The sequence below is a fragment of the Sphingorhabdus lacus genome (genome assembly GCF_009768975.1).
Lineage (GTDB): Bacteria > Pseudomonadota > Alphaproteobacteria > Sphingomonadales > Sphingomonadaceae > Sphingorhabdus_B > Sphingorhabdus_B lacus.
The window spans coordinates 3,061,760-3,074,266 of record NZ_CP035733.1 but is presented as its reverse complement, the minus strand read 5'-3'; the positions used below and the strand labels follow the sequence as shown (position 1 = coordinate 3,074,266).

Annotated in this window: 23 protein-coding genes; all 23 read right to left on the bottom strand. The window is 56.4% G+C overall.

Annotation, left to right across the window (positions count from 1 at the left end; translation table 11 throughout):
- Positions 1 to 44: 44 nt before the first annotated feature.
- The 23 genes from rpsM to rplB all read right to left on the bottom strand — a co-directional run bounded on the left by rpsM (position 45) and on the right by rplB (position 12,504).
- Positions 45 to 413, bottom strand: a complete 369-nt coding sequence (gene rpsM / locus EUU25_RS14620) for a 30S ribosomal protein S13 (RefSeq protein WP_158902205.1) — start codon at positions 411 to 413, stop codon at positions 45 to 47.
- Between the two features lie 175 nt (positions 414 to 588).
- The gene (gene rimK, locus EUU25_RS14615) at positions 589 to 1,494 is read right to left on the bottom strand and encodes a 30S ribosomal protein S6--L-glutamate ligase (protein WP_158902203.1); all 906 of its coding nucleotides are present in this window, start codon (positions 1,492 to 1,494) and stop codon (positions 589 to 591) included.
- A gap of 13 nt (positions 1,495 to 1,507) precedes the next feature.
- Positions 1,508 to 1,963 carry an ATP-dependent zinc protease family protein gene (locus EUU25_RS14610; RefSeq protein ID WP_158902201.1) on the bottom strand — a complete coding sequence of 152 codons (456 nt, stop codon included), beginning with the start codon at positions 1,961 to 1,963 and terminating at the stop codon, positions 1,508 to 1,510.
- A gap of 6 nt (positions 1,964 to 1,969) precedes the next feature.
- Complete coding sequence (locus tag EUU25_RS14605) at positions 1,970 to 2,665, bottom strand: hypothetical protein (RefSeq protein WP_158902199.1); 696 nt, start codon at positions 2,663 to 2,665, stop codon at positions 1,970 to 1,972.
- Between the two features lie 44 nt (positions 2,666 to 2,709).
- Positions 2,710 to 3,360: an adenylate kinase gene (locus tag EUU25_RS14600; RefSeq protein WP_158902197.1), complete on the bottom strand. Its 651-nt coding sequence runs from the start codon at positions 3,358 to 3,360 to the stop codon at positions 2,710 to 2,712.
- A 36-nt stretch (positions 3,361 to 3,396) separates the two neighbouring features.
- Complete coding sequence (gene secY, locus EUU25_RS14595) at positions 3,397 to 4,773, bottom strand: preprotein translocase subunit SecY (protein ID WP_158902195.1); 1,377 nt, start codon at positions 4,771 to 4,773, stop codon at positions 3,397 to 3,399.
- 172 nt (positions 4,774 to 4,945) lie between these two features.
- Complete coding sequence (gene rplO, locus EUU25_RS14590; RefSeq protein WP_158902193.1) at positions 4,946 to 5,482, bottom strand: 50S ribosomal protein L15; 537 nt, start codon at positions 5,480 to 5,482, stop codon at positions 4,946 to 4,948.
- Between the two features lie 118 nt (positions 5,483 to 5,600).
- The gene (gene rpmD / locus EUU25_RS14585; protein WP_158902191.1) at positions 5,601 to 5,777 is read right to left on the bottom strand and encodes a 50S ribosomal protein L30; all 177 of its coding nucleotides are present in this window, start codon (positions 5,775 to 5,777) and stop codon (positions 5,601 to 5,603) included.
- Between the two features lie 5 nt (positions 5,778 to 5,782).
- On the bottom strand, positions 5,783 to 6,481 hold the full coding sequence (rpsE, locus tag EUU25_RS14580) for a 30S ribosomal protein S5 (RefSeq protein WP_158903451.1): 699 nt from the start codon (positions 6,479 to 6,481) through the stop codon (positions 5,783 to 5,785).
- 2 nt (positions 6,482 to 6,483) lie between these two features.
- A complete protein-coding gene (gene rplR, locus EUU25_RS14575) occupies positions 6,484 to 6,837 on the bottom strand; it encodes a 50S ribosomal protein L18 (protein ID WP_158902189.1) in 354 nt (117 codons plus the stop codon).
- A gap of 3 nt (positions 6,838 to 6,840) precedes the next feature.
- Complete coding sequence (rplF, locus tag EUU25_RS14570) at positions 6,841 to 7,374, bottom strand: 50S ribosomal protein L6 (RefSeq protein ID WP_158902187.1); 534 nt, start codon at positions 7,372 to 7,374, stop codon at positions 6,841 to 6,843.
- Positions 7,374 to 7,769: a 30S ribosomal protein S8 gene (gene rpsH, locus EUU25_RS14565; protein ID WP_158902185.1), complete on the bottom strand. Its 396-nt coding sequence runs from the start codon at positions 7,767 to 7,769 to the stop codon at positions 7,374 to 7,376. The genes rplF and rpsH overlap by 1 nt, the downstream gene beginning before the upstream one ends.
- 12 nt (positions 7,770 to 7,781) lie before the next feature.
- Complete coding sequence (rpsN, locus tag EUU25_RS14560; RefSeq protein WP_143776720.1) at positions 7,782 to 8,087, bottom strand: 30S ribosomal protein S14; 306 nt, start codon at positions 8,085 to 8,087, stop codon at positions 7,782 to 7,784.
- Positions 8,087 to 8,671: a 50S ribosomal protein L5 gene (gene rplE / locus EUU25_RS14555; protein ID WP_158902183.1), complete on the bottom strand. Its 585-nt coding sequence runs from the start codon at positions 8,669 to 8,671 to the stop codon at positions 8,087 to 8,089. Before rplE ends, rpsN begins: the two co-directional genes overlap by 1 nt.
- The gene (rplX, locus tag EUU25_RS14550) at positions 8,664 to 8,984 is read right to left on the bottom strand and encodes a 50S ribosomal protein L24 (RefSeq protein ID WP_158902181.1); all 321 of its coding nucleotides are present in this window, start codon (positions 8,982 to 8,984) and stop codon (positions 8,664 to 8,666) included. The genes rplE and rplX overlap by 8 nt, the downstream gene beginning before the upstream one ends.
- Positions 8,985 to 8,986: 2 nt before the next feature.
- Positions 8,987 to 9,355: a 50S ribosomal protein L14 gene (gene rplN / locus EUU25_RS14545; protein ID WP_125229589.1), complete on the bottom strand. Its 369-nt coding sequence runs from the start codon at positions 9,353 to 9,355 to the stop codon at positions 8,987 to 8,989.
- 4 nt (positions 9,356 to 9,359) lie between these two features.
- The gene (rpsQ, locus tag EUU25_RS14540; protein WP_143776724.1) at positions 9,360 to 9,629 is read right to left on the bottom strand and encodes a 30S ribosomal protein S17; all 270 of its coding nucleotides are present in this window, start codon (positions 9,627 to 9,629) and stop codon (positions 9,360 to 9,362) included.
- Between the two features lie 10 nt (positions 9,630 to 9,639).
- Positions 9,640 to 9,849 (bottom strand): 50S ribosomal protein L29, encoded by a 210-nt coding sequence (gene rpmC, locus EUU25_RS14535; RefSeq protein WP_158902179.1) that lies wholly within the window; start codon positions 9,847 to 9,849, stop codon positions 9,640 to 9,642.
- Between the two features lies 1 nt (position 9,850).
- Entirely contained in the window at positions 9,851 to 10,285 is a 435-nt protein-coding gene (gene rplP / locus EUU25_RS14530; RefSeq protein ID WP_158902175.1) for a 50S ribosomal protein L16, read from the bottom strand.
- 15 nt (positions 10,286 to 10,300) lie between these two features.
- Positions 10,301 to 11,005: a 30S ribosomal protein S3 gene (rpsC, locus tag EUU25_RS14525; protein WP_143776727.1), complete on the bottom strand. Its 705-nt coding sequence runs from the start codon at positions 11,003 to 11,005 to the stop codon at positions 10,301 to 10,303.
- Positions 11,006 to 11,008: 3 nt separating this feature from the next.
- Positions 11,009 to 11,389, bottom strand: a complete 381-nt coding sequence (rplV, locus tag EUU25_RS14520) for a 50S ribosomal protein L22 (RefSeq protein WP_158902173.1) — start codon at positions 11,387 to 11,389, stop codon at positions 11,009 to 11,011.
- Positions 11,389 to 11,664: a 30S ribosomal protein S19 gene (gene rpsS / locus EUU25_RS14515; RefSeq protein WP_158902171.1), complete on the bottom strand. Its 276-nt coding sequence runs from the start codon at positions 11,662 to 11,664 to the stop codon at positions 11,389 to 11,391. Before rpsS ends, rplV begins: the two co-directional genes overlap by 1 nt.
- Positions 11,665 to 11,667: 3 nt before the next feature.
- On the bottom strand, positions 11,668 to 12,504 hold the full coding sequence (rplB, locus tag EUU25_RS14510) for a 50S ribosomal protein L2 (RefSeq protein ID WP_143776730.1): 837 nt from the start codon (positions 12,502 to 12,504) through the stop codon (positions 11,668 to 11,670).
- Between the last annotated feature and the right edge of the window lie 3 nt (positions 12,505 to 12,507).

Below are 12,507 nucleotides of genomic sequence, written 5' to 3'. Positions count from 1 at the left end.
CTATTCGAAATATGCGTGAAAAAGTGGACGGGCGGAACCCGTGCTTACTTCTTCTTGCCAGCAATTGCCTTGGCCTTGCCCTTGCGGGTGCGCGCATTGGTGTGCGTGCGCTGGCCACGGACCGGAAGACCCTTACGGTGGCGCAGGCCACGGTAGCAGGCGAGGTCCATAAGACGCTTGATGTTCATCGATGTGGTGCGGCGAAGGTCGCCCTCTACGGTGTAGCCCGCATCGATGGTTTCGCGGATTTGCAGAACTTCGGCGTCCGAAAGATCCTGCACACGGCGGCTGTGATCAATTCCCAGTTTGTCCGCGATCTCGAGCGCTTTTGTGCGACCGATACCGTGAATATAGGTAAGCGCAATGATCACGCGCTTATTTGTTGGAATGTTAACCCCGGCAATACGAGCCAATTTACTTACTCCTGCTCCACAGGTGCCCCGAAAGACGAACCCTATCTCTACGCTGATGATATTCCTAAACTAAAAAATCCAGCGGGCGCAATAAAGCGCTGCTGGCTCTACCAGATGTTTGGAATGTCATCGCCACTAACGCGAGTCTCTTAAACTGTCAAGCCGACGATGCGGCCTATCCATTACCTTTTGTCTTGGTTTTGCCGCTGACCGCATTTTCCTCGATAAACTGGATGATCTTGGTCGCAATATCCTTGCCGCAAGCCTTTTCGATGCCCTCTATTCCGGGACTGCTGTTGACTTCCATGATCACGGGCCCGTGATTGGAGCGCAGCATATCCACGCCGGCTACATTCAGGCCCATTGCCCGGGCAGCGCGGACAGCGGTCGACCGTTCTTCGGGTGTAATCTTGATGGCTTCGGCCGATCCACCGCGATGCAGGTTAGACCGGAAGTCCCCTTCAGCACCCTTTCGTTGCATGGCGGCGACAACTTTATTGCCGATGACGAAGCAGCGTATGTCGGTGGCATTCGCCTCCTTGATGAACTCCTGAACCAATATGTTCACATTGGCGCTGCGAAAGGCTTCGACCACCGAGCGCGCTGATTTCTCGGTCTCGCCCAGAACCACACCGATTCCCTGAGTGCCTTCGAGCAGCTTGATGACCACCGGGGCGCCGCCGACCATCTTGATCACTTCGTCAGTCTGCTTGGGATCATGCGCGAAGGCGGTGACGGGCAAGCCCAGACCTTTCTTCGCCAGAATCTGCAAGGACCGCAATTTGTCGCGCGACCGTCCAATGGCGACGCTTTCGTTCAATGACCAGACGTTCATCATCTCAAATTGCCGCAAGACGGCAAGACCGTAGAATGTGATCGAGGCACCGATCCGCGGGATGACGGCATCATATTTGCCGAGTTTTTCGCCCTGATAATAGGCTTCAGGCCGGTGTGATGTAATGTTCATGGTCACGCGAAGGGTGTTGAGGACATCGATCTGATGCCCGCGTGCCACTGCTGCTTCCACCAACCTTTGGTGGGAGTATAGGTCGGCGTTTCGCGCCAACATTGCGATTTTCATGTAAGGTTATTCCTTATTGCGCTGGCTTGCCTAGCATCCAGCGCCGTTCACTATTTACCAAAAAGCCGCGCCTTAACGCCCGACGCCCAATAAGCAAGGGAAACGCCATTGAACGTCGATTTGCCAAGGTGAGCTGGCCATTCCAGCATAATGTACCGAAACAAAATGTCGCCGATATTACATATCGCTCCTCATTGGCCCCGTTCGAGCTTCGCACATATCGCTTGTCGATCATCGGCGCTTCGTAGCGTTTGGGCTTCTCCCCGGCGTTCAAGCGGAACCAGAATTCGACCCAGCGCTCCCCATCGCGGACCATTGGCTTTACGCGGGTGGCATGGATGGACGATGTCGCCGCACCCGTATCCATTTTCGCATGCACGTTCCGAAGGCCTAGGCTCGGTATATCGACCATTTCGCACCAGCCAATTTCGACCTTCGCATTTTTTCGAAGTTGGCGCCCCTTGGTCATACTTCTTTAGTTTGGCGTGGCCGCTTGCTCATCACCGGCATCACTTTCGCTTTTGACATCCGGCGCTTTCTCATCCCCTTCAGACGGCTTTGCGTCTTCCAGATTTTCGACATCGAGCGAGAATCCATCGGCGCTAGGTGCTTCTTCCGTTGCAGGGGTGAAGGGTTTCAGCAAGCGGCGGAACTGGTCACCCAATACGGTGTCCACCGCGGGCGCAATTTCATTGACCTTGTAGCGCATGTAGCCGCCCACAACATATGAGAAGCTGATCTTGGTCGCCTGCCCGTCTTTTGAAGGTTCCATAGCCACGGTCAAAGTGCCTGTCACCGCTTCGGATTGCAGGGGCCCCAATCCGCCCTGCATCCGCAGCACTTTCCCGGGTTGGGCAAAGATGACGCGCATATGCTCGACGCTGCCCACGGTCTTTACCTTGCCATCCGCGCCCTTTTCCTGAAACAGTTCGCAAAAGCAGCCATTGGCCTGCGCATCGATGTAGAAGCCGTCGGTCGACCCCGACCAGCTATGCGACTTGTTCCACCAATCCTTTGGCGCAATCAATCGCTTCCAGATATCGTCTGGGGAGGCTTGGACCGATGCGATGTGCACCACATTAAAGCCAGTGTCGGAGCTCGCTTTGACTTCTGCAAAGGCTGGCGAAGCGAAGGCCAGATAGCCTGCAGCACATATGATGGCAGTTCTCATAGTGCAACTTTGCCGCGCCTCGTTACGCACGGCAATGCCAAAAATTACTTTTGGTCGATGATCGCTTCTATTTCTTTTGTCACGTCATCAATGGATCCCATGCCATCGATGCGCCGCACAAGGCCACGCGCGTCGTAAATCGGCAGGATCGGCGCTGTTTTTGCGCGATATTCGGCCATGCGCGTGCGCACCGTTTCTTCATTGTCATCGGGACGCCGCTTGAACTCGGTCGAACCGCAATTGTCGCAGACGCCGTCCGCCTTGGGCAATTTGTAGCGGTCGTGATATCCTTCACCGCACGAGGCGCAGGTGAAACGGCCGGTGATACGATCCACCAGCGCATCTTCATCAACGTTCAGTTCGATTACAAAATCGAGGGTGCGGCCGCGATCAGCCAAAATCTTGTCGAGCGAATGGGCCTGTGCGGCGGTGCGGGGATAGCCGTCAAAAATAGCACCCTGATCGTGCGGCATCGAGTCCAGCTTGTCACAAATCAGATCGTCTACAATGTCGTCGGAGACGAGCGCGCCAGAATCCATGACAGCAGCAACGCGGTCACCCAAAGGGGTTCCAGCTTTGCGCGCGGCGCGCAGCATGTCACCCGTCGAAAGCTGGGCCATGCCGAAATCATCAACCAGGTGACTTGCTTGCGTACCTTTTCCCGCACCTGGCGGTCCCAACAGGATGATATTCATGAAACGCCTAACCCCCAATCGTTCCGATGGCCCCTTTTAACGGGCGCGACCACCTTTAAGTTTCGCCTTTTTGAGCAAGTCGCCATATTGATGGGCGAGCAAATGGCTCTGGATTTGTGAAATCGTATCGATCGTCACATTGACCAGAATGAGCAGGCTGGTCCCGCCGATGGCGAAGAACTGCTGCTGCCCCGTTTGCGCCATCACATAATCAGGCAACAGACATACGAGCGTCAGATAGGCCGCACCAAGCACGGTGATACGTGTCAGGACATAGTCCAGGTACGACTCGGTGTTCTTGCCGGGACGGATGCCGGGAATGAAGCCACCCGCCTTTTTCAAATTTTCCGACGTTTCTTCCGGGTTGAACACAACGGCCGTGTAGAAGAAGCAGAAGAAGATGATGCCGAGGCCATAGAGCAACAAATAGATCGGCTGACCATGTGCGAGATATTGGTTCAGGGTGATCACAAAATCGCCCATTGCGCTTTCACCGGCGACCTTGTTGCCGCCCAGCTGCGTGATCGTGATCGGCAACAGCAGCAGCGACGATGCAAAGATTGGCGGGATAACGCCAGCGGTATTGATCTTCAGCGGCAGATGGCTGCGGTCAGCCTGCATCATGCCGCGCTGGGTCGCACGCTTCGGATATTGGATCAGAACGCGGCGCTGGCCCCGTTCCATGAAGCAGATCAACAGGGTCAATCCGACAAACATCGCGATGAAGCCGACGATAACAAAGCCACTGATCGAACCCGTGCGGCCACCTTCGAGCAGATTGGCGACAAGCCGCGGAAGCTGCGCAACAATGCCCGCCATGATAATCAGCGAAATACCGTTACCGATGCCGCGCGAGGTGATTTGCTCACCCAGCCACATCAGGAACATGGTGCCGCCAATCAAGCTGATGGTTGCGACCACGCGGAACATCAATCCTGGTTCGACAACGGCACTAATGCCATTTGCCGCGGCCAGGCTTTCGAGGCCAGCAGCAAGGAAATAACCCTGCAACGCCGTCAGGAATACCGTCCCGTACCGCGTATATTGGTTCAGCTTTTTGCGACCGCTTTCGCCTTCTTTCTTGATAGCGGCGAGCGTCGGCGACAGTGAAGCCGCGAGCTGCACAACAATCGAAGCGGTAATATAGGGCATCACGCCGAGCGCGATGAGGCTCATACGCTCAAGGCTTCCGCCCGAAAAAGTGTTGAAAATATCAAGAACGCCGCCGGCTGCATTATTTGCATAAAGAGCGGCTTGGGCAACGGGGTCTACGCCAGGCAGGGGAACGAAGCTCAGCAACCGGAAGATAATCAGCGCACCGATGGTAAACCAGATGCGGTTCTTCAATTCTGTAGCTTGCCCGAACTTCGAAAGATTGAGGTTCGAAGCCATTTGATCGGCCCGAGATGCCATGTGTTACTTTCCTTATTCCCGGATCAGGCGTGCCGCACCATCACAGTTCAGCGTCACCAGATCCCAAATTTTGCCTGACACTCATCGGCTATCCCCCGAAAATGTCAAACCCCGCCAGCCCATATCGGGAAGCGGGGCTGGCATGACAAGAGCGAAGTCTTCGCCGCCCGTCTTATTTCTTTGCTTCGGCGCTCTTTGCGGCGTTTTTAACCGACGACTTTTTTGCAGCCGCCTTTTCCGATGCCGAAACGGTCACCAGAATGTCGACTTTACCGCCAGCCTTTTCAACGGCTTCAACAGCAGCCTTCGAAGCACCGGCAACCGAGAAGTTCACTTTAGAAGTGAGCTCGCCCTTGGCCAACAAACGGACGCCATCCTTACCACCGCGTGCCAGGCCAGCGGCCTTGAGCGCAGCATGGTCGACAACAGCCTTGATGTCGATTTTCTTGGCGTCGATGAACTTCTGGATCATGCCCAGATTTACTTCAGCATGGTCTTTGGCAAAGATATTGTTGAAACCACGCTTCGGGATACGCATGTGGAGGGGCATCTGGCCGCCTTCAAATCCGTTGATCGAAACACCGGAGCGGCTGGTCTGGCCCTTTTGGCCGCGACCCGAGGTCTTGCCCTTGCCCGAACCGATACCACGGCCCACGCGCATACGACGATGGCGGGCGCCTTCATTATCTTTAATGTCATTCAGTTTCATGTGTTGCACTCGCTTTCGCTTTAATTCGCGCTTGTCCCTGCCTGGGCAGGAACCGCGTGCCTTGTGGCACTATTTTCGATTAATCAAGCCCCCCGGCAAAGCGGAGGGCTGTGATATTTCAATTCTGTACTTCGACCATATGCCGAACTGTACGGATCATCCCGCGAATTTCGGGGGTGTCTTCCAGTTCAACAACGCGGTTCATCTTGTCGAGGCCAAGGCCCTTCAACGTCGCACGCTGCGAGGCGGGACGGCGGATGGGTGAACCGATCTGCTTCAGTTTGATCTTCGCCATATCAATTACTCCGCAATAGCTTCAGCGTCGGCTTCGGCAGACTTGCTGCCACCGCGACCCAAAAGATCCGCGATTTTCTTGCCACGACGTTGCGCAACCGACTTGGGGCTTGTCTGGTCGGACAAGGCCGCGAAGGTTGCGCGGATCATGTTGTAAGGGTTCGACGTGCCAACCGACTTGGTCACAACGTCAGCAACGCCGAGCGATTCAAACACAGCGCGCATCGGACCACCGGCGATGATACCCGTTCCGGCAGGTGCCGAACGAACGGTTACGTTGCCAGCACCGAAATGGCCGCGGCCATCATGATGCAAGGTGCGTCCGTCCTTCAGGGGAACGCGGATCATCGACTTTTTCGCAGCCGCTGTTGCCTTGTTGATGGCTTCCGGCACTTCGCGCGCCTTGCCATGTCCAAAACCTACGCGGCCTTGCCCGTCACCAACGACGACCAGTGCAGCAAATCCGAAACGCTTACCGCCTTTAACGGTCTTCGAAACGCGGTTGATGTGAACGAGCTTTTCGATCGTGCCATCATCTTCTTCCTGTGCAGGACGACGCTCGTCGCGACGACCACCACGGCCACGGCCTTCGCCGCCACCGCCGCCACGTCCGCCACGTCCGCGGCGCTGGCCTTCACCGGCTGCGTCTACGGGTGCGCCGCCGTCAACGACTGGCGCATCTGTCTGGGTATTTTCGTCAGCCATCATCAGAACTCCAATCCGCCTTCGCGCGCCGCATCGGCAAGCGCCTTGACGCGACCGTGGAAAAGGAAACCACCACGATCAAAAACTACGCTGGAAACGCCAGCCTTCTGGGCAGCAGCCGCAACGCGCTTGCCAACATCGGCAGCGGCTTCAGCGGTCGAGCCGTTCTTCGCCTTGACATCCTTGTCCAGGGTCGATGCGGAAGCAACGGTCACACCCTTGCTGTCATCAATGATCTGGGCATAGATGTGACGACCGGTGCGGTGCACCGAAAGACGCGGACGGCCAGCAACCTGGGCCCGCAATTTCGAACGAACGCGCAGGCGCCGCTTTGCAAAAAGAGATAGTTTCGCCATGGCTTACTTCTTCTTTCCTTCTTTGCGGAAGATATACTCGCCGCGGTATTTGATACCCTTGCCCTTATAAGGCTCAGGCTTTCTCCAGCGACGAATTTCGGCAGCAACCTGACCGACCTTCTGCTTGTCCATGCCCGAAATTTCCACCGTGGTGTTGTCGGGCGTCTTGATTTCAATGCCTTCAGGGATCGCGAAATCAACATCATGGCTGTAGCCAAGCTGCAGTTTCAACATCTTGCCCTGTGCGTTTGCACGATAGCCAACGCCGGTGATTTCCAGCACCTTGGTAAAGCCTTCGGTCACACCGGTGACCAAATTCTGAACCAGCGTACGCTGCATACCCCAAAATGCACGAGCTGCCTTGCTGCCATCGGCAGGCATGACCGAAAGACCTTCGTCCTTCATCTCATAGGAAATGAGATTGCTCATCGGCATTTTCAGTTCGCCCTTGGGGCCCTTCACTGACAATGTACCGGCATCCATGCTGGCGGTAACGCCGGCTGGAATGGGAACAGGTTTCTTACCAATGCGGCTCATTAGAATACCTCCGCCAGGATTTCGCCGCCAACGTTCTGGGCGCGCGCTTCGGCGTCGGACAGAACGCCCTTTGGCGTCGAAACGATGGTGATGCCCAAACCGTTACGGATAACGGGGAGCTCTTGGCTTCCCGAATATACGCGACGACCTGGCTTCGAAACGCGGGCAACATGCTGGATCGCAGGTGCGCCTTCGAAATATTTCAGTTCGATACGCAGGCCCAGATGCTGGCCAATGTTTTCTTCGCTGTATCCGCGAATATAACCTTCGCGTTGCAGAACATCGAGAACATGGGCACGCAATTTGGATGCGGGAGAAACGACAGAGTCTTTCTTCGCCCGCTGGCCGTTGCGGATACGGGTGAGCATATCACCCAAAGGATCGGTCAATGACATCTTCTTCTATCCTTACCAGCTCGACTTTGTGACGCCTGGGATCAGGCCCTTATTGGCCAAATCACGCAGTTGGATACGGCACAGCCGGAATTTACGGTAATAAGCACGTGGGCGACCTGTGGTTTCACACCGGTTGCGAACGCGATGCGGGTTTCCGTTACGTGGAATTTCCGCCATCTTCAGACGCGCAATCAGGCGTTCGCTTTCGTCGAGCGAAGTGTCCTTCGCCATCGCCTTCAGCTTCGCATAACGACCGGCATATTTCTTAGCCAGCTTCTTACGACGCTCATTCTTGTTTATGGAGCTCAGTTTAGCCATTATGCAGCCGCCTTTTCTTCAGCTTCTTCTACAGGGAAGGGGAAGCCGAACAGCTTGAGCAGTTCGCGCGCTTCGTCGTCCGTGTTTGCCGAAGTCGTTACGATAACATCCATGCCGCGCACCGTGTCGATGGCGTCATAGCTGATTTCAGGGAAGATGATCTGTTCTTTCAGGCCCATGGCAAAGTTGCCACGTCCGTCGAAGCTCTTCGGGTTCAGGCCACGGAAGTCGCGAATACGCGGCATCGCGATGGTGACCAGACGGTCGAGGAATTCGTACATCTGGGCGCCGCGCAGCGTGACTTTCACGCCGATTGGCATGCCTTCACGGAGCTTGAAGCCAGCGATCGACTTCTTCGCCTTGGTGATTACCGGCTTTTGACCAGCAATCAGTTCCATCTCGGCAAGAGCGGTCGTGACCTTCTTCTTGTCCTGCGAACCTTCGCCCACACCCATGTTGAGTGTGATCTTTTCGATTTTCGGCACAGCGAAGCGGTTGGTATAACCAAACTTCTCGGTCAGCGCTTTGACGATCGTGTCGTCATAACGCTGCTTCATGCGCGGAGTGTATTTCTTATCAGCCATTGATCGTCTCCCCGGACTTCACGGCCACACGGACCTTTTTGCCGTCCTTGGTTTCAACGCGAACGCGCGTCGCCTTGCCCGTCTTGGGGTCGGCCAATGCAACATTCGAGATGTGCAGCGGAGCTTCAAAGCGGTCGAGACCACCCTGAGGGTTTGCTTGGCTAGCTTTGCGGTGACGCACGGCAACATTGACGCCGGATACGACGACCTTGCTGTCCTTTGGCATCACGGCGGTTACTTCGCCCGACTTGCCCTTGTCCTTACCGGCGAGCACGACAACCGTGTCACCCTTTTTGATTTTTGCGAGAGCCATTGTTATAGCACCTCCGGTGCCAAGCTGATGATTTTCATGTGGTTCTTGGCGCGAAGTTCGCGAACAACCGGTCCGAAAATACGGGTGCCAATCGGCTCCTTGTTGTTGCCGATCAAGACAGCAGCGTTGGAGTCGAAACGAATGACCGAGCCATCGGCGCGGCGGATGTCTTTGCGGGTGCGAACGATGACGGCCTTGTGCACGTCGCCCTTCTTCACCTTGCCACGCGGTGCGGCTTCCTTGATCGACACCACGATGATGTCGCCAACGCCGGCAACGCGACGCTTGGAACCGCCCAGCACCTTGATGCACTGAACGCGCTTTGCACCGCTATTGTCTGCGACATCGAGATTGGATTGCATCTGAATCATGGGATCAATCCTCCGTCGTTGCAGCAGCGACCGGAGCCGCGGCAGCGTCAGCTACCAAGCGCCAGGTCTTGTTCTTGGAAATCGGCGCGCACTCTTCGATGCGGACGACTTGGCCTTCCTTGACGACGTTGTTTTCGTCATGGGCATGATATTTCTTCGTGCGACGGATGATCTTGCCGTAAAGCGGGTGCTTCACTTTGCGCTCGACGAGAACGACAATGGTCTTGTCATTCTTGTCGGAGACCACGGTCCCGGTGAGAATACGTTTTGGCATGGGTGGCTCCTTATGCCGTCTTTGCAGCGGCGCGTTGGCGCTCGCCCTGCAGGGTTTTGATGCGGGCGATGTCACGACGCACTTCACGGACGCGGGCCGGCTTTTCCATCTGGCCGGTGGCCGATTGGAAACGCAGGTTGAACGCTTCGCGCTTCAGTTCACCGAGTTGAACGGCGAGCTGGTCGTCTGATTTGACGCGCAGATCTTCAGTCTTGCTCATCTTATGATGCTCCCAGATGCGAGGTGTCGCCGAGACGCGCCACGACCTTGGTCTTGATTGGCAGTTTCATCGCAGCGCGCTGGAAAGCGACAGCCGCGATCGGGCCAGGAACGCCGTCCAGTTCAAACATGATACGGCCGGGCTTGACCTTGGCGGCCCAATATTCGACCGAACCCTTGCCCTTACCCTGACGGACTTCGGCGGGCTTCTTCGTGACCGGAACGTCCGGGAAGATGCGGATCCACAAACGTCCCTGACGCTTGATGTGACGCGTAATCGCACGGCGAGCCGCTTCGATCTGGCGTGCGGTAATCCGCTCGGGTTCCAGTGCCTTCAGGCCGTAGGAGCCGAAGTTCAGGTCCGAACCGCCCTTGGCTTCGCCCTTGATGCGGCCCTTGAACTGTTTGCGGAACTTTGTTTTCTTTGGTTGCAGCATGTCTAGTTCCTAAACTCAGCGGCGATCGGACTGCGGACGGACGCCGGAAGTCTGCGCTTCCATCATCAGCCGGTCGGTTGCCATCGGGTCATGACCCAGGATTTCGCCTTTGAAGATCCAGCACTTGATGCCGATGATGCCATAAGCGGTCAAAGCTTCGGCTTCGGCATAGTCTACGTTCGCACGCAGTGTGTGCAGCGGAACGCGGCCTTCACGATACCATTCGACGCGGGCAATTTCTGCCCCGCCCAAACGGCCACCGCAGGTGATCTTGATACCTTCCGCACCCAGACGCAGAGCCGACTGAACGGCACGCTTCATGGCACGACGGAATGCGATACGACGGATCAACTGGTCGGCAACGCCCTGTGCAACAAGCTTGGCATCGACTTCCGGCTTGCGGATTTCGACGATGTTCAGCGAAACGTCAGCGCTGGTGAACTGGTTGATCTGCTTTTTCAGCTTCTCAATGTCCGCACCCTTCTTGCCGATGATAACACCGGGACGGGCAGCATAGATCGATACGCGGCAATTCTTTGCCGGACGCTCGATCACAACCTTCGAAATCGCAGCCTGGGGCAGGGTTTCGAAGATGAACTTGCGGATCTTGATATCTTCCAGAAGCATGCGGCCATAGTCCGCACCTTCGGCGTACCAGCGGCTATCCCATGTCCGGTTGATTTGCAGGCGAAGCCCGATAGGATTTGATTTTTGACCCATGACTTATGCCTCTTCTTGGCGCTCGCGCACCACGATGCGCAGGCGGCTGAACGGTTTGATAATCCGGCTCGATTTGCCACGGCCACGGGCCATGAAACGCTTCATGGTCAACGCCTTGCCCACGCTTGCTTCGGCAACGAACAGGCTGTCGACGTCGAGATTGTGGTTGTTTTCAGCGTTGGCGATGGCGGATGCCAGAACCTTGCGAACGTCGCCGGCCATTCCCTTGGTAGAGAAGGTCAGGATGTTGAGCGCGTCTTCAGCCTTTTTGCCACGGATCAGCGCAGCAACCAGGTTCAGCTTTTGTGCCGAACCACGGATGGTGGTGCCAACAGCCAAAGCTTCATTGTCAGCGACGCGACGGGGTGCGGATGCCTTGCCCATTAGCGTTTGCCCTTCTTGTCTGCGCCGTGGCCGTGATAGGTACGCGTAGGAGCGAACTCACCCAGCTTGTGGCCAACCATGTCTTCATTCACCGAAACGGGAATGAACTTGTGGCCGTTATAGACGCTGAACGTCAGGCCAACGAATTGCGGCAGGATTGTCGAGCGGCGCGACCAGGTCTTGATCGGCGCAGCCTTCGCGGCATCCTGAGCGGTTTCTGCTTTTTTCAGCAGATAGAGGTCAACAAACGGACCTTTCCAGACGGAACGAGACATGAGTTACCTCTTCTTCTTAGCATGCCGCGAACGGATGATCATCCGGTCGGTCGACTTGTTGCTGCGGGTACGCGCACCCTTGGTTGGCTTGCCCCAAGGCGTAACCGGATGACGACCACCCGAGGTACGGCCTTCACCACCACCATGGGGGTGATCGACAGGGTTCTTTGCAACACCGCGGGTCAGCGGGCGAATGCCGCGCCAGCGGTTGCGGCCAGCCTTGGCGAGCGTGGTGTTCGAATTGTCCGGGTTCGAAACGGCGCCCACGGTGCCCATGCAGGTCCCGAGGATGTAACGCTGTTCACCCGAATTCAAACGCACGATAACGCGTCCGCCATCACGACCGACGAGCTGCACATAGGTGCCTGCCGAACGGGCGATCTGACCGCCCTTGCCGGGCTTCATTTCGATGTTGTGGCAGATGGTGCCAACCGGCATCTGGCTCAGCAACATGGCGTTGCCTGGCTTTACGTCGGTCTTTTCACCGGCAACAACGCTGTCGCCAACGGCGAGGCGCTGCGGCGCGAGGATGTAGGCGAGTTCACCGTCTTCATATTTCACAAGCGCGATGAAAGCCGAACGGTTGGGGTCATATTCCAGACGCTCGACGGTTGCAGGCATATCCCATTTGCGACGCTTGAAGTCGATCAGACGATATTTCTGCTTGTGTCCGCCACCGATGCCGCGCGAGGTGACATGGCCTTTATTGTTACGGCCGCCGGTCTTTTTCTTGCCTTCGGTCAGCGCCTTGATCGGGCCGCCCTTGTAAAGGCTGGAACGATCAACGAGCACAAGGCCGCGACGGGCGGGGCTAGTTGGTTTGTAGCTTTTGAGTGCCATTAT